The organism is Saccharopolyspora sp. NPDC002578 (genome assembly GCF_053592695.1).
The window spans coordinates 31022-48602 of sequence record NZ_JBSFWJ010000033.1; the positions used below are offsets into that span (position 1 = coordinate 31022).

Annotated in this window: 14 protein-coding genes; 8 read left to right on the forward strand and 6 right to left on the reverse strand. The window is 72.2% G+C overall.

The window, feature by feature from the left end:
• Positions 1–72: 72 nt before the first annotated feature.
• The 4 genes from gdhA to ACWD38_RS17220 form a co-directional block, all read right to left on the reverse strand.
• The gene (gdhA, locus tag ACWD38_RS17205; RefSeq protein ID WP_184478635.1) at positions 73–1422 is read right to left on the reverse strand and encodes an NADP-specific glutamate dehydrogenase; all 1350 of its coding nucleotides are present in this window, start codon (positions 1420–1422) and stop codon (positions 73–75) included.
• Between the two features lie 421 nt (positions 1423–1843).
• Entirely contained in the window at positions 1844–3265 is a 1422-nt protein-coding gene (locus ACWD38_RS17210; RefSeq protein ID WP_450124417.1) for a sodium:solute symporter family protein, read from the reverse strand.
• Positions 3262–3528 carry a hypothetical protein gene (locus ACWD38_RS17215; protein WP_450124418.1) on the reverse strand — a complete coding sequence of 89 codons (267 nt, stop codon included), beginning with the start codon at positions 3526–3528 and terminating at the stop codon, positions 3262–3264. The genes ACWD38_RS17210 and ACWD38_RS17215 overlap by 4 nt, the downstream gene beginning before the upstream one ends.
• A 345-nt stretch (positions 3529–3873) precedes the next feature.
• Positions 3874–4836 (reverse strand): 2-hydroxyacid dehydrogenase, encoded by a 963-nt coding sequence (locus tag ACWD38_RS17220; RefSeq protein ID WP_184478632.1) that lies wholly within the window; start codon positions 4834–4836, stop codon positions 3874–3876.
• Positions 4837–5331: 495 nt separating this feature from the next.
• Here ACWD38_RS17220 and ACWD38_RS17225 point away from each other — a divergent pair, with 495 nt between their 5' ends.
• The 7 genes from ACWD38_RS17225 (at position 5332) to ACWD38_RS17255 (ending at position 14386) form a co-directional block, all read left to right on the forward strand.
• Positions 5332–6957, forward strand: a complete 1626-nt coding sequence (locus tag ACWD38_RS17225; protein ID WP_450124419.1) for an ABC transporter substrate-binding protein — start codon at positions 5332–5334, stop codon at positions 6955–6957.
• A gap of 1 nt (position 6958) precedes the next feature.
• A complete protein-coding gene (locus ACWD38_RS17230) occupies positions 6959–7888 on the forward strand; it encodes an ABC transporter permease (protein ID WP_450124420.1) in 930 nt (309 codons plus the stop codon).
• Between the two features lie 235 nt (positions 7889–8123).
• Positions 8124–10175 (forward strand): dipeptide/oligopeptide/nickel ABC transporter permease/ATP-binding protein, encoded by a 2052-nt coding sequence (locus ACWD38_RS17235; RefSeq protein ID WP_221315767.1) that lies wholly within the window; start codon positions 8124–8126, stop codon positions 10173–10175.
• Positions 10168–11145 carry an ABC transporter ATP-binding protein gene (locus ACWD38_RS17240; RefSeq protein ID WP_450124421.1) on the forward strand — a complete coding sequence of 326 codons (978 nt, stop codon included), beginning with the start codon at positions 10168–10170 and terminating at the stop codon, positions 11143–11145. The genes ACWD38_RS17235 and ACWD38_RS17240 overlap by 8 nt, the downstream gene beginning before the upstream one ends.
• Positions 11118–11858 (forward strand): TSUP family transporter, encoded by a 741-nt coding sequence (locus ACWD38_RS17245; protein WP_221315766.1) that lies wholly within the window; start codon positions 11118–11120, stop codon positions 11856–11858. Before ACWD38_RS17240 ends, ACWD38_RS17245 begins: the two co-directional genes overlap by 28 nt.
• A 72-nt stretch (positions 11859–11930) precedes the next feature.
• Entirely contained in the window at positions 11931–12836 is a 906-nt protein-coding gene (locus ACWD38_RS17250; protein WP_450124422.1) for an alpha/beta fold hydrolase, read from the forward strand.
• A 344-nt stretch (positions 12837–13180) separates the two neighbouring features.
• A complete protein-coding gene (locus tag ACWD38_RS17255) occupies positions 13181–14386 on the forward strand; it encodes a lipase family protein (protein ID WP_450124423.1) in 1206 nt (401 codons plus the stop codon).
• 136 nt (positions 14387–14522) lie between these two features.
• Here ACWD38_RS17255 and ACWD38_RS17260 read toward each other — a convergent pair whose 3' ends face one another.
• Positions 14523–15503 carry a DMT family transporter gene (locus tag ACWD38_RS17260; RefSeq protein ID WP_450124424.1) on the reverse strand — a complete coding sequence of 327 codons (981 nt, stop codon included), beginning with the start codon at positions 15501–15503 and terminating at the stop codon, positions 14523–14525.
• 74 nt (positions 15504–15577) lie between these two features.
• On the opposite strand from ACWD38_RS17260, the gene ACWD38_RS17265 reads away from it, so the two are divergent.
• On the forward strand, positions 15578–16501 hold the full coding sequence (locus tag ACWD38_RS17265; protein ID WP_450124425.1) for a LysR family transcriptional regulator: 924 nt from the start codon (positions 15578–15580) through the stop codon (positions 16499–16501).
• A 253-nt stretch (positions 16502–16754) separates the two neighbouring features.
• Here the strand turns inward: ACWD38_RS17265 and ACWD38_RS17270 are convergent, their stop codons facing one another.
• Positions 16755–17573: a siderophore-interacting protein gene (locus tag ACWD38_RS17270; RefSeq protein ID WP_450124426.1), complete on the reverse strand. Its 819-nt coding sequence runs from the start codon at positions 17571–17573 to the stop codon at positions 16755–16757.
• Between the last annotated feature and the right edge of the window lie 8 nt (positions 17574–17581).

Sequence of the window (17581 nt, forward strand, 5' to 3'; positions counted from 1 at the left end):
CCGCGAACCCCGGCCATGGACGCGACACGCCTCCGTCCCATCGGGACGGAGGCGTGTCACCTCAGGTGTTCGTCAGACGACGCCGAGGGCCAGCATCGCGTCGGCGACCTTGGTGAACCCGGCGATGTTGGCACCCGCGATGTAGTTGCCGGGGGTGTCGTACTCGTCGGCGGTCTGCAGGCAGCGCTCGTGGATGCCGCGCATGATCTCTTCGAGGCGCTGCTCGGTGTGCTCGAACTTCCACGAGTCGCGGGAAGCGTTCTGCTGCATCTCCAGCGCGCTCGTGGCGACACCGCCCGCGTTCGCAGCCTTGCCCGGCGCGAACTTCACCCCGGCCTCGTTGAGGAACTTGATGCCCTCCGGCGTGGTGGGCATGTTCGCGCCCTCCGCGACGATCTTGCAGCCGTTGCGGACCAGTTCGGCGGCGTGGTCGGCGTCGAGCTCGTTCTGGGTGGCGCAAGGCAGCGCGATGTCGCACGGCACCTCCCAGGCCGTGCGCCCGGCCACGAACCGCACCTCGGAGCCGCGCGCCTTGGCGTACTCCTCGATCCGGTCGCGGCGCACCTCCTTGATCTCCTGCAGCAGCGCGACGTCGACGCCCTTCTCGTCCACGACGTAGCCGCTGGAGTCCGAACACGCCACGACGGTCCCGCCCAGCTGGTGGACCTTCTCGATGGCGAACTGCGCGACGTTGCCGGAACCGGAGACGACGACCTTCTTGCCCTCGAAGGAATCCCCGGATGTCTTCAGGATCTCGTCGACGAAGAACACCGTGCCGTAGCCGGTGGCCTCCGGGCGCACCTGGGAACCGCCCCAGGTCAGACCCTTGCCGGTGAGCACACCGGACTCGTAGCGGTTGGTGATGCGCTTGTACTGGCCGAACAGGAAGCCGATCTCGCGCCCACCGACGCCGGTGTCGCCCGCGGGGACATCGGTGTACTCGCCGATGTGCCGGTACAGCTCGGTCATGAAGGACTGGCAGAAGCGCATGACCTCGCCATCGGATCGACCCTTCGGGTCGAAGTCCGAGCCGCCCTTGCCGCCGCCGATCGGCATCCCGGTCAGCGAGTTCTTGAAGATCTGCTCGAAACCGAGGAACTTGACGATGCCCAGGTAGACGCTGGGGTGGAACCGCAGCCCGCCCTTGTACGGCCCGAGGGCCGAGTTGAACTCGACGCGGAAGCCGCGGTTGATCTGCACCGAGCCCTTGTCGTCCACCCACGGCACCCGGAAGATGATCTGCCGCTCCGGCTCGCACAGCCGGCGGATGACCTCGGCGTCGACGTACTGCGGGTGCTTCGCGACGACGGGGCGGAGGCTGTCGAGGACTTCGAGCACCGCCTGGTGGAACTCGTCCTCACCGGGGTTGCGGTGCAGCACCTCGTCGTAGATGTCCTGCAGCTTCTCGTCGAGATTCGCCAAGGCTCGCTCCTATCTCGGCTGATCACCCGGCTCGGCGGTCAACATCGGCGTGAAACCTGGTGAGCCCTGCCCGCGACCAGCGTTGTTCCGGCGGCCCGCTACCGCCTCCGCGAGACCCTATCTCGGTCTCCGAGACCGCGAACGCCTTCTGAATCCGCCCCGAGCCCGTCTCGCGTCCCGTTCCACCCGGCCACGTGCCCCACTCCGGGAACGGGGGAAAAGGGGCGTGTGCGCGGGTTTCCGGCATGTTTCCGGCACGTTGCGGCGGAGTGGCACCGCGAGCGGGCCCGGCCGAGTTCGCCGCCGCGGAACCAGCGATGGTCTTTACCAGTGGTTTTGCTCACCCGTGGCCCTACTCACAGGAAAGATCACTCGTCGCGTCCGGCGCGGAACCCACCGCAGCGGGCTCCGCGCCGGACGGTCACGCCCCGATCGGCTCGCGCGGCGCGGGAGCACGGCGCCGCAGCGCGACGGCCGCGCCCAGCACCAGCAGGTTCACCGCCAGGCCCGTCAGGCCCGAGTTGACGCCGAACGGGCTCACGCCGAGCAGCGCCGCGCCCAGCACGACGCACTCCCCCGCGATCAACCCGGCCAGCACCGCCGACGACCGCACCGGGACCGGTTCGCGCAACGCCAGCAGGTTCGCCGGCGCCAGCTGGATCATGCCGCTGTAGGTCAGCAGGTACAGGTCGGCCATCAGGTCGGGCCGCCCCAGCGTCAACGCCAGCACCAGCACCGACACCACCGCCGCGGTGATCCGGCTCGCCCGCAGCCGCGCCTGCTCCGGCACTCCGCTGGGCACCAGGTTGCTCGACACCAGCGTCGCCACGCAGATCAAGCCGCCCGCCGCGGGCACCATCGCGCAGGCCGCGCCGCCGATGAGCACCACCGCCAGCAACCACGGCGGCAACGTCGCCTGCGCCAAGCTCAGCAGCGCGGCGTTCTCGTCCCCGGCCCGGGTCGTGGCGTCCGCGACGGCGTAGAAGCCCACCATGACGGGGATCGCGACGGCCATCGTGTACAGCGGCAGGAACACGTGGTTGGACGCCACCGCCTTCGAGGACCGGCCGGACAGCACCGCGGGCCAGCTCGACGGCAACGTCATGCACCCGAAACCGGCCGCGCTGACCAGGATGCTCGTCACGTACCAGGCCGTTCCGTAGGTGCCGGACGGCTGGATGACGAGCAGCTCCCGCGCGCCCTGGAACACGGCGGTGAACAGCCCGCCCTCCGGCTGCCGCGCCAGCAGCACCCCACCGGCGATGACGACGAGCGCGACCACCATCAGCACGTCCTTCAAGTAGGACGTCGCCGCCACCCCGTGCAGGCCCGACCACAGCACGAACAGCAGGATCAGCAGCATCGCCACCACGATGCTCACCGTTCCCGACGACTCGTCGCCGGTCATGAACGACACGATCGTGCCCAGCCCCACCAGCTGGACCTGGATGACGGGCATGAAGAACACGATCGCCAGCACCGCCGTCAACCCGCCCAGCAGCGGGCTGCCGAAGCGGTGGCGCAGGAAGTCCGAGTTCGTCCGGTAGCCGTGGCGCTTGCCCAGCCGCCACACCAGCGGGCCCACCAGGAACATCCCCACGTAGCCGAGCACCAGGTACGACGGCATGTACATCGCGGCGACCCCGCCGCCGAGCACCATCCCGGACATGCCGAGGAACGTGAAGGTCGTGAAGATCTCCCCGGCCTGCAGGAAGAACGTGGCCACGGCACCGAAGCGGCGCCCTCCGACGGTCCAGGCCGCCAGGTCGAACCCGCCGCCGAGCCTGCCGAGCAGGCCGACGACGGCGATCAGCACCAGGCCGATCAACGCGATCGCGATCATGCCCGGCCCTCCCGTCCCGCGGGGTCGGCGGCAGGATCCGGGGCGTCGGCCTCGGCCGGGTCGTCGTCGCCGATCAGCCCGGCGCGCTCCTCGCGGCGCAGCACCCACGCCAGCAGCAGGCTGGTGAGCACGCACCACGCGCACACCCACACCACCACCGACGGCAGCCCGAACCACGGCGTCGCGGCGTTGACGAACGGGAAGAACGGCGTCCCGAGCAGCGCGACGACCGGTAACAGCAGCACCACGTGGAAGGGCCTCATCGACGACCTCGCCCTCGGTCGCGATCGACCCGACTCATCCCGGGCGACGGCCCGCTCCCACCCTGTCCGCTCACGTCAGCCTCCTAGGCAGGTGACCGTTCCCGCCCGCGATCGTCGCGGGTCGAGCGGACACCGTGCGCAGGACACGCTAAGAACCCCGGCCCCCGGAGGCAACGCCCTTCCGCGGCCCGCGCGAGTAACGCCGCACACGCCCGCCCCCGCGAAGCGAACGGACCGTCCGACCAATCCCCTTGGACGAACGGTCCGCTCACCCACGAACCAACCGAGTCAACGGACCCTCCGACCAATCCCCTTGGACAAGCGGTCCGTTCGCTCGGGGTGGTGTCAGGTGAGCGGGGGCACGGGGGTGGCGAGGGTGCCGTCGGTCATGAAGCGGTCGAGGTTGTGGAAGGTGAGCTCGCCCATGGCCTGCCGGGTCTCGTGGGTGGCGCTGGCGATGTGCGGGAGCAGCAGGACGTTGTCCAGCTCCAGCAGCGGGGCGGGCACGTTCGGCTCGTCGGCGAAGACGTCCAGGGCGGCGCCCGCGATCCGGCCTTCGGCGAGCGCCGAGACCAGGGCCGGCTCGTCGACGACGCTGCCGCGGGCGATGTTGACGAGGTAGCCGCGCGGTCCGAGCGCGTCGAGCACGTCGGCGGAGACCAGGTTCCGCGTCCCGGCGCCGCCGGAGGTGGCGACCACCAGCACGTCGGCGCCGTCGGCCAACGCACGGGGCGAGTCGGCGTAGCGGTGGCGGACACCGTCGACGGGACGCCGCGAGTGGTAGCTGATCTCGGCGTCGAAGCCTTCCAACCGGCGGGCGATGGCCTGCCCGATGCGGCCGAGCCCGAGGATGCCGACGCGCTTGCCGCTGACCTTGGTGCGCAGTCCGAACCCGTTCGGCACCCACTCGCCCGCGCGCACGTAGCGGTCGGCCGCGGCGAGACCGCGCAGCACGTCGATGAGCCCGCCCACGGCGAGGTCGGCGACGCAGTCGGTGAGGACGTCGGGCGTGTTGCTCACGTCGATGCCGCGGGCGCGGGCGCGCGCCACGTCGGTGGTCTCGTAGCCGACTCCGAAGTGGACGATCGCGCCGAGCTTCGGCAGCGCGTCCATGAGTTCACGGCTCACCCCGACGCGCGCGCTGGTCACCGCGGCCACCACCTCGGAGCCGTGTTCGGCGAGGTAGCGGGCCGAGTCGGGCTGCTCGGCGAGGCGCACCACCTCGTAGTGGGCCGCGAGGGACTCCTCCAGCGACGGCAGCAGCGGGCAGACCTGCAGGACGGTGCCGTGCGGGGCGGACTGGGGCATGCGGAACTCCTCGTGCTGCCCGGCGCTCGTGGTGCTCGCGCTTCGCCGGGAGGTGGGCGGCTGCTGGCGAGCCTAGGTCGGCGGTGATGCCGGATCTAACACCGATCCGGCATCCGCCGATACCTTTTCTGACTTCGTCCGGTGGGTTCGATGCCTGGCGGCCGGAGGCGGCCCGGATCGACGCCCGGCCCGCCGATCACGCGGTCCCGCACCGCGCGGGGGCGTCGACGGACGGGCCTTGACCTCCACTGATACCGCTCGGCGAACGATCAGGAATGCAGGCAGCCAGGCAGGATCGCAGCACTCCGGAAACTCGCGCCGGCCGCTGCGGAAGCGGACCCGGAGCGGCGTCGCGGGTGTATTGACGGTCACGTTCGACACGCCTAAGTTCCGTCTACACATGCAGACCGATTGCACGTTTATAGACAGCTCGGCGTTCCAGCACCGGGTGAACGTGTCGCCGGGAGCGAACGACCAGAGGACCCCGGAGAGACGATGCTGTCTTCCGCACCTGCCGCGACCGGGCCGCGCCCCGGCTCACCCGACCGCCCCCGGCGCGCGCCCCTCCGGAAGTTCCTGCGCCGCGCCGTCGTGCTCACCACCGCCGCGGCGACGCTGTCGGGGTGCGCGGTCGCCAACAGCGACTCCACCGGCGACGCGGGTGCGGCCGACGGCGCCACGCTGCGCATCGTGCTCACCCAGGAACCGCCGACGCTCGAACCGTGCGAGTCCTCGCTGACCTCCACCGGAGTGGTGGTGCGCTCCAACATCAGCGAACCGCTGATCGAGCGCGACCCGACCTCCGGCGCGCTGCGGCCACTGCTGTCGACCGGCTGGCGTCAGAGCTCCCCCACCACGTGGACGTTCACCACCCGCCCCGGAGTGCGGTTCCACGACGGGCGCCCGTTCACCGCGGAGGACGCCGCGTTCTCCATCGACCGCGCCGTGAACTCCGACCTGGCGTGCAACGTGGACGGTTACGTCTTCGAGGGCCGCGACCTCGGCGCGCGGGCCGACGACGCGAACACCCTCACCGTCACCACGGCCGAACCGGACCCGATCCTGCCGCTGCGGCTGAGCTTCGTGGAGATCGTGCCGCGCGGCACCAGCACCGCGGCGAAGGTGCGCGAACCCGTCGGCACCGGCCCCTACTCGATCGCCGACTGGCAGACCGGCGTGTCCATCTCGTTGCGCCGCAACGACGACTACTGGGGCCCGCGGCCCGCGTTCCCCGCCGCGCGCTACGTGTGGCGCGGCGAGTCGAGCGTGCGCGCCGCGATGGTCACGAAGGGCGAGGCCGACATCGCCGCCGGATTGGACCCGGAGGACGCCGACGCGGACCACTCCGTCGCGTACCCGAACAACGAGACCACCGCGCTGCGCCTCGACGGCCGGGAGGCACCGCTCGACGACATCCGGGTGCGCACCGCGATCGGGCTCGCCATCGACCGGCGGGGGATCACCGACGCGCTGCTCGACGGCCTCGCCGAGCCCGCCGCGCAACTGGTGCCCGAAGGCGTCGTCGGCTTCAACCCGGCGATGACCGCGCCACCGCCCGACCCGGAGGCCGCGCGGCGCCTGGTCGCCGAGGCCGCCGCCGACGGCGTGCCGGTGGACCGACCGATCACGCTCATCGCCCGCAACGCCCAGTTCCCCCGGGTCTCCGAAACGGCCGAAGCGCTGCAGTACCAGCTCAACCAGGTCGGCCTGCGGGTGCGGATCCAGCTGGCCGACACCGCCGAGCACCTCCAGTACCAGCTGCGCCCGATGCCGGTGGACGCCGGACCGGTGGCGCTGCTGATCATGCACGGCAACCAGGCCGGGGACGCCGCGTTCACCACCAGCCAGTACCTGCTCAGCGACGGGCCGCAGTCCAACTTCGGCACGCCCGAGCTCGACGAGCGCATCGCCCGCGCCGACGGGCTCTCCGGCCGGGCCCGGCAGGACGCGTTCGCCGCGATCTTCGCCGCCGAGCGGGAGACGGTGGCGCAGTACGCCTACCTCGCGCACATGCGCGGACTGCTGGGCATCGCGAAGTCCGTGCGCTACGAACCGAACTCCGCCACCGGTGACGAACTGCGGCTCGCCGCCGTCACCCCCGCCGACGGGCAGGTCCGCTGATATGACGACCTTCCTGCGCAAGCGCATCGTCTCCAGCGCGATCCCGCTGGTCGTGGTGGTGCTGGGCGTGTTCTGCCTGGCCCGGCTCACCGGCAGTCCGGTGAACCTGTACCTGCCGCTGAGCGCGACCGTCGAGCAGCGCGCCGAGTTCGCCGCCGAGCACGGCTTCGACCAGCCGGTCCTGGTGCAGCTGTGGGACTACGTGCTCGGAGCGCTACGGCTGGACTTCGGCGAGTCGCTGCGCACCGGGCAGGGCGCCGGCGAGATGGTGCTCGCCGCGTTCCCCGCGACCTTGCAGCTCGCGGCCGTCACGATGCTCATCGCGATCGCGGGGGCGGTGCTGATCGGCAGCCTCGCCGCGTACCGGCCGAACTCGCCCGCCGACCGGACCGCGAGCTTCCTGTCGATGACCGCCGCCAGCATCCCGGACTTCTGGTTCGCGATCATGGGCGTGCTCGTGTTCGGGGTGAGCCTGGCGCTGCTGCCGACGTCCGGCGTCGACGGTGGCGCCGAGGTGTGGGTGCTGCCCATCGCGACGCTGCTGATCCGGCCGTTCGGCGTGCTGGTGCAGGTGGTGCGCGGGGCGATGGTGGCGGCGCTGTCGGCGCCCTACGTGAAGCTGGCGCGCAGCAAGGGAGCCGGTGAGCGGCGCGTCGTGTTCGGGCACGCGCTGCGCAACGCGACGGTGCCCGCGCTGACCGTGGCGGGCGACCTGACGATCGGCCTCGTCAACGGCGCCGTCGTGGTGGAGACGATCTTCGGCTGGCCGGGCATCGGCAAGCTGATGATCGACTCGATCCTGCAGCGCGACTTCGCGGTGCTGCAGGCGGCCGTGCTGCTGACCGCCGTGACGATCTTCGCCCTGAACATCCTCATCGACGTCTGCTACGCGCTGCTCGACCCGCGCGTGCGCCAGACCGCACCGGCGTGAGGAGTTCCGCAATGACCTGCACGAGTGCCCGGGAAGCAGAACTCCCCCGCCGCAGGATCGGCTTCACCTGCGGCCCCGCCGTCCGCACGGGGAAGCCGCCGAGGCCCCGCCGGTGCTCCGGCCGCGTGCGCGGCCACCGCTCGGCGTCCCCGCCACCGGCGGGACCACGAGCAGCGTCATCCCGTGCGCACGCCCACCTGGCCGCCGCAGCACCGCCGAGTCGGAGGAAACGACGATGACCACTGCCGAAATCCCGGCCGCCGCGTCCCGGCGACCGCCGCGCTGGTGGACGCTGCTGGGCAAGGACCGGACGGCGGCCGTGGCCGCCGCGCTCCTGGGGCTCGTGCTGGTCACCGCCGTGTTCGGGCCGCTGCTGCTGGGCGACGCGGCCGTGCGCCAGGACCTGCGCGCGTCGCTGCTGGCGCCGTCGTTCGACCACGGTGTCACCGGCCTGCTCGGCACCGACGTGCTGGGGCGCAGCGTGCTCGCCCGGCTCGTCGAGGCCGCCGGGACCACGTTGTCCATCGCCGTGCCAGCGGTGCTGTGCTCGTTGCTGCTGGGTTCCGCGGTAGGCATGTGGGCGGGATTCCACGGCGGCAGGCGGGAGAACGTCGCGATGCGCGTCGCCGACGTGATCCTGAGCTTCCCGTCGCTGCTGCTGGCGGTGGTGGTGCTGTACGTGTTCGCGCCGAGCGCGGCGAACATCGTGCTCATCATCGCGCTGGCCCGCATCCCCGTGTACCTGCGCACCGCCCGCGCCGAGGCCGCGGAGCTCAAGAGCCGGTTGTTCGTGGACGCGGCGCGCACGTTCGGCACCGGCAGCGGCCCGACGATCTACCGGCACGTCCTGCCGATCGCGATGCCGACGCTGCTCACGGTGGCCGCCACCGACTTCTGCTTCGTGATGCTCACCGAGTCCTCGCTGAGCTTCCTCGGCATCGGCATCCAGCCGCCGGAGGTCAGCTGGGGCCTGATGGTGGCGCAGGGCCGTCAATACCTGCAGACGGCCTGGTGGATCGCGGTGCTGCCGGGCCTGGCGATCGTGGTGACCACGGTGTCGGCGACGGTGCTGGCGGCGTGGGTGCGGCTGGCGACGGATCCGGCGCAGCGCTGGCGGCTCACGCTGCCGCGCGCGAAGGAGGACCGATCTGCGCGGGGATCGAAATCCGGCGGAAATCCTTCCCGCGCAACGACTTCGGCCCTCGGGAACGCCGGTGGCCAACGCATCGCGGCGGAGTCCGACGTGGCGGACTCGGCCCCGGGGACGAGCGCGGGGCGGACGGCGGAGCACGGCACGGCGGACGGCGGCCCGCAGGCCGCGCTGGCGGTCGAGGACCTCACCGTGGACCTGCGCACCCCGCACGCGACGGTGCGCGCCGTCGACCACGTCGGATTCTCCGTCCACAAGGGACGAACGTTGGCGCTGCTCGGCGAGTCCGGCTGCGGGAAGTCGATGACCGCGCAGGCGATCGTCGGCCTGCTCGACCCGGTCGCGCGGGTCGCCGGCGGTTCCGTGCGGATCGCCGGGACCGACGTGCTCCGGCTCGACGCCGCCGCCCGCCGCAAGCTCGCCGGGCCGACGCTGTCCATCGTGTTCCAGGACGCGCTCACCGCGCTCAACCCCGTGCAGCCGGTCGGCAGGCAGCTCGCCGAACCGTTCCGGATCCACCGGGGCCTGTCGCGGCGCGAGGCCCGGGAGAAGGCCGTGGAGCTGATGGAGGTCGTCGGCATCCCCGAGCCGCGCGCCCGCGCGCGCTCCTACCCGCACCAGTTCTCCGGTGGGATGCGGCAGCGGCTGCTCATCGCGATGGCCGTGGCCCTGGAGCCGGACGTGCTGCTGGCCGACGAGCCGACCACGGCGCTCGACGTGACGGTGCAGGCTCAGATCATGCGGCTGCTGCGGGATCTGCAGGTGCGCCACGACATGGCGCTGGTGCTCATCACGCACGACCTGGCCGTCGTCGCCGAGCACGCCGACGACGTGGCGATCATGTACGCGGGCACCGTGGTGGAGACCGGCCCGGTCGCCGAGGTCTTCGCGCACCCGCGCCACCCGTACACCAAGGGCCTGCTCGACTCGGTGCCCGAGCACGCCGAGAAGGGCGGTCCGCTGCCCGCCGTGCCCGGCAGCCCGCCGGAGCTCGGCGCCATCCCCGCGGGCTGCGCGTTCCAGGCCCGCTGCCCGATGACCCGCGACCGCTGCACCGAGCAGCGCCCCGTCCTGACCGCCATCGGCGACTCCCGCGCCGCCGCCTGCCACTTCACCGAGGAGCTCACCCATGCCTGAGCCGCTGCTGGAGGTTTCCGGGCTGCGCAAGACGTTCCGGGTGGCGCGCGGGGCCCGGCTCACCGCGCTCGACGGCGTGGACCTCCGGGTGGGGCGCGGCGAGACGCTCGGCCTGGTCGGCGAGTCCGGCTGCGGCAAGTCGACGCTCGCCCGGGTGCTGCTGATGCTGGAGCGCCCCGACGAGGGTGCGGTGCGCTTCGCCGGGACGGACCCGTTCTCGTTGCGCGGCAAGGAGTTGCTGGCGTGGCGGCGACGGGTGCAGATGGTGTTCCAGGACCCGTTCGCCTCGCTGAACTCGCGGATGACGGCCGCCGACCTCATCGGCGAGCCGTGGCGCACGCACCGCGACGCCGCGCCCACCGGCCCCGCGAAGGACGCCCGGATCCGGGAGCTGCTGGACCTGGTGGGGTTGCGCGCGGGCGACGCCCACCGCTACCCGAACGAGTTCTCCGGCGGCCAGCGGCAGCGCCTCGGCATCGCCCGCGCGCTGGCGCTCGGCCCGGACCTGATCGTGTGCGACGAACCGGTCTCCGCGCTGGACCTGTCGGTGCAGGCCCAGGTGCTGAACCTGCTGGCGGAGCTGCAGCAGCGGCTCGGCGTGTCGTACGTGTTCATCTCGCACGACCTGTCGGTGGTGCGCCACGTCGCCGACCGGGTGTCGGTGATGTACCTCGGCAAGATCATCGAGCAGGGCCGCACCTCGGACGTCTTCGACCGGCCGCTGCACCCGTACACTGCCGCGTTGATGTCCGCGGCACCGAAGCTCAGCCCCGCGCCGGGATCCGAGCGGATCTTGCTCGGCGGCGAGATCCCGTCCCCGCTGAACCCGCCCTCGGGCTGCCGGTTCCGCACCCGCTGCCACCACGCCACCGACCGCTGCGCGGCCGAAGCGCCCGCCGTGGTGCGCCGCGGCGGCGTGGGCTGCGAACCGCACGAAGGCCGGTGCCACTTCCCGCTGACGCCCGCATGAGCGGCGGCGTGTTCGCGGCGCTGTGCGTCGTGGTGCTCGTCGGCGCGCTGCTGCAGGTGTCGATCGGGTTCGGGCTGGGCATGCTCGCGGCCCCCGTCCTCGCGCTGCTCGCGCCGGAGCTGCTGCCCGCGGTGGTGGTGCTGCTCGCGGCGGCGGTGACCGGGGCGGTGGTGCTGCTGGAAGGCGAGCACCTCGACGTGCGCGGCACCGCGTGGGCACTGCTCGGCCGCGTTCCCGGAGTGGCCGCCGGGGCCGTCCTGGTGGCGCTGCTGCCCGCGCGCGCCCTCGCGCTGTGCGTGGCGGCCGTGGTGGCGCTCGGCGTGCTCGCGTCCTGGTGGGGCTTCACCCCGCACCCGACGCGGCGCGCGGTGATGGTGGCGGGCCTGGCTTCCGGCCTGATGGCGACCACCACGGCCATCGGCGGGCCGCCGATGGCGATGGTGTGGCAGCGGTTGGCCGGCCCGCGGCTGCGCAGCACGATGAGCGCGTACTTCCTGCTCGGTTCGATGATGACCTTCGCCGGGCTGTGCCTGGCCGGGGTGGTGACCGCGGAGAGCCTGCGCTACGCGGTGCTGCTCGCTCCCGCCGCGGCGGTGGGCGTGCTGCTGGCCCGCCCGCTGGCCGCGCACCTCGACCTGGCCCGCACCCGGAACCTCGCGATGCTGCTGTCCCTCGCGGGCGCCGCCACCCTCACCGCCCAGCAGCTCACGTAGCGGGGCCGAGCGCCCCTCGCCCGATACGCTGCGAAGCGAAAGCACCGACGAGCCCTCCGGCCGAGGAGTCCCGTGGACGACACCGCGAGCACGGCTCCCCGGGGAGAGCGCTTCGTCGTCCCGGGCGGCGCGATGCTGCTGCACCGGTCCGGCACCGGCGGCCCGCCCGTGGTGTTCCTCGCCGGTGGCGGGATGTCCGGGCTGTACTACTGGAACGTGCACGACCTCGTCGCGGAGTTCACCACCAGCGTGCTCCACGACCGGCTCGGCCTGGGTTGGAGCGACGCGGTCGAGCTCCCGCGCACCGGCGCCCAGGTGACCGACGACCTGCGCGAACTGCTGCGCGCGGCGAACGTGCCCGGCCCGTACGTGCTGGTCGGGCACTCGCTCGGCGGTCTGCACGCGCGGCTCTACGCGAAGCGCTTCCCCGCTGAGATCGCCGGGCTGGTCCTGCTGGACCCCACGCACGAGGACATCGCCGACTACCTGCCGGAGCAGCAGGCCCGGCGGCTGCGGAACCGGAATCCGGACGTCCCGGATCCGCCCGCCGAGCAGGTGTCCGCGATGCGCTCCGCGTACCGGGCGGCGTTCGAGCGCGCGCTCGCCGATTGGCCCGCCGCGATCCGGGAACCGCTGCTGGACCGGGGATTCGGCGACGAGGGCTACCGGCGATCGCTGCGGGAACCGAGGAACCTGCCGCTGCTCTTCGACGAAGTCCGCGCGGCCGGTCCCGAGCCCGACGTGCCGCTGATGGTCCTGTCCGCCATGGGACCCGATCCGATCGCCGACGAGCTCGCACCGCCCGGATCGCGGGACGCCGCCGAATCCGGCCGGGCCAAGCACCGGCTCTACTCGGACCTGGCCGCGGCACGCCCCCGAGCCGAGATCCGGCGGCTGGACGACGCCGGGCATTCGAACCTCACCTGGAGCCTGCCGGACGCGGTCGTGCGCGCGATCCGGGACGTCCTGGCCCGCTGACCTGACGGCCCCGGTGGTGGGCCGAGCGCGCGAAAACCCCGCTGCGCAGCGGAAATCGCTCGGTCTCGCCATCGCGCAGACCGAACAGGTTACTCGTGCGTAATGAGATCGTCGAGGAGTTCCACGTCCCGTTTCGGCGATCTACACTTCCGTCCTCGCACGGCTGTGATCAGCGACGATCTCGCCGACACGGCACCTGTTCCGACCCACCGCCCGTTGCCTCCCACGCCGGAGACGGCCCGGCTCGCACCGACGATCCCGAACCCCGCACCCACCGGGATTCGCGACCGTTTACATCGGTCAGGAAGGCGCACGACGGCGTGCGCGCTCAACGAGGAGTCCCCGTGCCACCGATCCCCTCTCCCCGCACTCCGGTCCGCGCGTTCGGCTGGCGCACGCTCGCGGTCGCCGCGGCGCTGGCGCTGGCCGCTCCCTCCGGAGCCGCCGCGGCCACCGCCGAACCGCCGCAGGGCCCACCCGGCGACGAGTTCTACCAACCGCCCGCTCCCCTGCCCGACGGCGTGAACGGCGACGTGATCTGGTGGCGGGAACTGCCGCAGCAGCTGGGCACCAAGGTGTACCTGGTGCTCTACCGCTCCGAATCCGCGACCGGGCAGCCCATCGCCGTCACCGGCCGCGTCCTCGTCCCGACCGCCGAGTGGAGCGGCGAGGGCGAGCGGCCGGTCGTGTCGATCGGGAGCGGAACGCGCGGGATCGGGGACGATTGCGCGCCGTCGAAGTTCCAACCGGACTACGAACGTCCGCTGGTGGAGCCGATGCTCCAGCGGGGCTGGGCGGTGGCGATCACCGACTACGAAGGGCTCGGCACTCCGGGGACGCATCCTTACGTGGTCGGACGATCCGAAGGCCGCAGCGTGATCGACGCGGCGCGCGCCGCCACCAGGCTGCCCGCCGCCGGGTTGAGCCCGGACGGTCCGGTCGCGTTCTCCGGGTACTCGCAGGGCGGCGGCGCCGCGGCCTGGGCCGGTGAGCTGGCGCCGGAGTACGCGCCGAACATGGATGTCGTGGGCGTGGCCGCGGGCGGGAACCCGGCCGATCTGGCGGCGGTGTCGACCTTCTTGGACGGCGGCGTCGGGTTCGGTTTCGCGATGCTCACCGCCGCCGGTTTCGACGCGGCGTACTCGGAGCTGGACCTGATGTCGTTCCTCAACGACAAGGGGAAGGAGACCTTCGAGAAGGAGCAGGACGCCTGCGTGGACGCGGTGTTCGGGCACGCCTTCGAGCGCTTGGAGGACTACACGACGCACAGCCCGCTGGAGGATCCGCGCTGGCAGGCGCGGCTGGCGGAGAACTCGCTCGGGTCGCGCCCGCAGCAGGCGCCGATCTACCTGTTCCACGGCACGCACGACGAGATCCTCCCGCGCGACCAGGCCGAAGAACTCCGCGACCAGTACTGCGCGGCGGGCTCCGAGGTCACCTGGCGCACCTTCCCCGGTGAGCACGTGAGCACGCTGCTCACCGGCGCGGGCTCCGCGATCGACTACCTCGCCGACCGCTTCGACGGCGAAGCACCGGAATCCGACTGCTGACCGCCCGTCCTTGATCTCGTCGCGCCGGGCGAGCGACCCGCTGCGCAGGCCGAGATCGAAGACGGCTTCCGGGACACCCGGCCGGGCCGCTGCCCTGAGGGCGGCCCGGCCGGTCGGCGGCGGTGCGCGGGCCGCGTCAGGACTTCGCCCCTTCGACCTCGCGTTCCGCCTCCAGCGCGAGGTCGCCTTCGGAACGCCGTGCGGGTCGTTTCGAGCGCGCCCTCCCCGCGGTCAGCACCCAGACGGTGGCCAGCACGATCGCGCAGCCCGCGGATTGCAGCGGCGTCGGAACGTCGCCGAGCCAGATGATCCCGATCAGCACCGCGCCGATCGGCTGCAGCAGCAGCAACGTCGACGACAGCGCCGGAGCCAACCTGGGCAGCGCCGCGCCCACCAGGAGCCAGCCGACCGCCTGCCCGAACAGCGCGACCAGCACCAGGCAGACCCACGTCCGCGGCGCGAGGTCGACCTCGATGCCGGACGTGAACAAGCCGGTGATCGCGGCCATCGCGGCGGCGGCGAACGTCGCCAGGAACACCGGGGCGACCAGGTACTCCGGCGACCGCACACCGCAATCCCTGGTGAAGTAGAGGTACCCGGAGTAGCCGAGCGCCGCGGCCAGGGCGAGCAGCGTGCCCCGCAACGGCGCGCCTCCCTCCGGGGCGGGGCCGACGACTCCGCCCGCCAACGTCACCGCCACCAGCAGCACCGGGATCGCGACGACGAACCGGCGGGCGAGCGGCGTTCCGGTGATCACCCGCACCACGACGGGGAACAGCACGATCTGCATGTTCACCAGGACGGTCGCGATCCCCGGGCCGACGTCGCCGATGCTCACGTTCCACAGCAGGTAATCCGCGCCGAGGAACGCGCCGCCGAGCAGCGCCATCACGACGAAGCGCCGGTCCGGCAGGCCGTGCCTGCGCACCTCGCGGATCAGCAGCGGCAGCAGCATGAGCAGCGCCAGCGAGCACCGGTAGAACGCCGTGGTCACCGAGGACGTACCGGCCAGCGCGATCAGCGTCGCCGACATCGACAGCGACAACGCCCCCAGCACGACCCACACCACGGGCGCCGTCGACCCCGTCGCGGCGGACTTCCCCCCATCAGCATTCACGGCTTTCACTCTGCCGCCGCAGACTGCTCAGCACTAGTTACTATTTCTCCGATGATCAGATTAGGATCGCTAAGGTGTTGAACTGGGAGCGCCTCCGCGTGCTGGCCGCGGTCGCCGAGCACGGCTCGGTCGGAGCGGCGGCCGCCGCGCTGCACGTCACCGGGCCCGCCATCACGCAGCAGATCCGCAAGCTGGAACGCGAGGCCGGTACCGCGCTGGTCGAGCCGGAGGGGCGCGGGATGCGCCTGACCACGGCCGGCTGGATCGTCGCGGAGGCCGCAGGCGCGGCGGGCGGCAAGATCGCCGCGGCCGAGCACGCGCTGACCGAGCTCGACGGCCGCGCCGTCGGACCGCTGCGCATCGGCGCCCTGCACAGCAGCTTCCGGCTGCTGCTGGCGCCCGCCCTGCACGCGCTCGCGCAGCGCCATCCCGACATCGTGCCCAGCGCGCGCAGCGGCGGCGGGGCGATCGACATGATCCCGCTGCTGCTCAGCCACGACCTCGACGCGGTGATCATCGAGAACTGGTCGCCGCTGCCGATGCGGGTGCCGCCGCGGGTCCAGCTGCACCCGCTCGTCGACCACGACGTGGTGCTCGCCGTCGGTTCCGAGCACCCGCTCGCCTCCCGCGAGCACATCGACCTGGCCGACGTGCGCGACCAGGCCTGGGCCGCGTGCCCGCCCGGAACGGACCACCACGAGGCGCAGCTGCAGATCATGCGCCGCCACGACGTCGAAGTGGACGTCCGGTTCGTCGCCGACGACTTCCCCACCCAGATGACGATCGTCGCGGGCGGCCTGGCGGTGTCACTGGCACCGCGCGCCGCCGTCGAAGGCTTCCCCGGCGTCCGGCTGATCCCCGTCAGCCCCGCCGTCACCCGCACCATCGCCGTCGCGATCCGCGGCGGCCCACCGTCACCCGCCGTCGAAGCCCTCGTCATCGCACTCCGCGAGGTCGTCCGGGTCATCCCCGGCCAAACCCCGACCGACCGCATGTGACACCAGGAACCAGGCGCCTTGATCTTGTCGCCCGGTGAGCGACGCCTTCGGTCGTTTTCCTGTCAGCGGCGAAGCCGCTGAGCAGCGACCACCAGAGCAACCGGCACCGCAGCGGGTTCTCAGCGTTCTTCTCGCGAGGACGGCTTTCTCCCTCGTGGCGGAGCCACTCGGGAAAAAGATCCCGCAGCGAGAAGACACCTGAGGTTCCGCCACCCGACCACCCGAGCAAAACGAGCCCAGGGCCAGTCCCTGCTCAAGCCGGACGGGCCTCTTCCGCTGCTCGTTCGGCTGCTTTTTCCTTGCGCCACTGCTCGTCGTTCTTGCCTTCGCGCCAGTAGCCGGAGATCGACAGGCGATCCTTGGCCACTCCGCACTCGTTGAGCAGGTAACGGCGCAGCTCCCGCACGAATCCGGCCTCGCCGTGCACGAAGGCGTGCACGTCACCGGCCGGGAACTCCGCGTCCCGCACGGCGCCGACGATGTCGTCGCCCGACGAGCGGTGCAGCCAGCGGATCTCCGCGTCGGCCTTGGTGGACAGCGACTGCTGCTCCTCGGCGCCGTCGATCAGGACGAACGCCCGGACCTGGGCTCCGGCGGGCATCGCTTCCAGGGACGCGGCGATCGCGGGCAGCGCGCTCTCGTCCCCGACCAGCAGGTGCCAGTCCGCGGCGGCGTCCGGCGCGTACGCCCCGCCGGGTCCGGCCAGCAGCAGTTCGTCGCCGGGCGCGGCGTTCGCCGCCCACGGCCCGGCGAGCCCGGTGTCTCCGTGGTGGACGAAGTCCAAGGTGAGCTCGCCGGCCTGCCGGTCGTAGTGGCGCACCGTGTAGGTGCGGGTGCTGGGCCACTGCTCGCGGGGCAGTTCGGCGTTGATCACGCCCAGGTCGAACGGCTCCGGGTAGGCCACGCCGTCGACGGGGAAGACCACTTTCACGTACGCGTCGGTGAACTCGTTGGCCTGGAAGGCGCGCAGCCCGTCCCCGCCCGCGACGATGCGGATCATGTGCGGGGTGAGTTGTTCCTTGCGCAGCACTCGCAGCCGCTTGACCGGCCTGGACTTGCCCGCTTGAGCCATCAGCTCTC

Coding starts and splice junctions, on each gene's coding strand:
- ACWD38_RS17210 (WP_450124417.1), bottom strand. CDS start 3,265: ATGATCGCGATCGCGTTGATCGGCCTGGTGCTGATCGCCGTCGTCGGC.
- ACWD38_RS17215 (WP_450124418.1), bottom strand. CDS start 3,528: ATGAGGCCCTTCCACGTGGTGCTGCTGTTACCGGTCGTCGCGCTGCTC.
- ACWD38_RS17220 (WP_184478632.1), bottom strand. CDS start 4,836: ATGCCCCAGTCCGCCCCGCACGGCACCGTCCTGCAGGTCTGCCCGCTG.
- ACWD38_RS17225 (WP_450124419.1), top strand. CDS start 5,332: ATGCTGTCTTCCGCACCTGCCGCGACCGGGCCGCGCCCCGGCTCACCC.
- ACWD38_RS17230 (WP_450124420.1), top strand. CDS start 6,959: ATGACGACCTTCCTGCGCAAGCGCATCGTCTCCAGCGCGATCCCGCTG.
- ACWD38_RS17235 (WP_221315767.1), top strand. CDS start 8,124: ATGACCACTGCCGAAATCCCGGCCGCCGCGTCCCGGCGACCGCCGCGC.
- ACWD38_RS17240 (WP_450124421.1), top strand. CDS start 10,168: ATGCCTGAGCCGCTGCTGGAGGTTTCCGGGCTGCGCAAGACGTTCCGG.
- ACWD38_RS17270 (WP_450124426.1), bottom strand. CDS start 17,573: ATGGCTCAAGCGGGCAAGTCCAGGCCGGTCAAGCGGCTGCGAGTGCTG.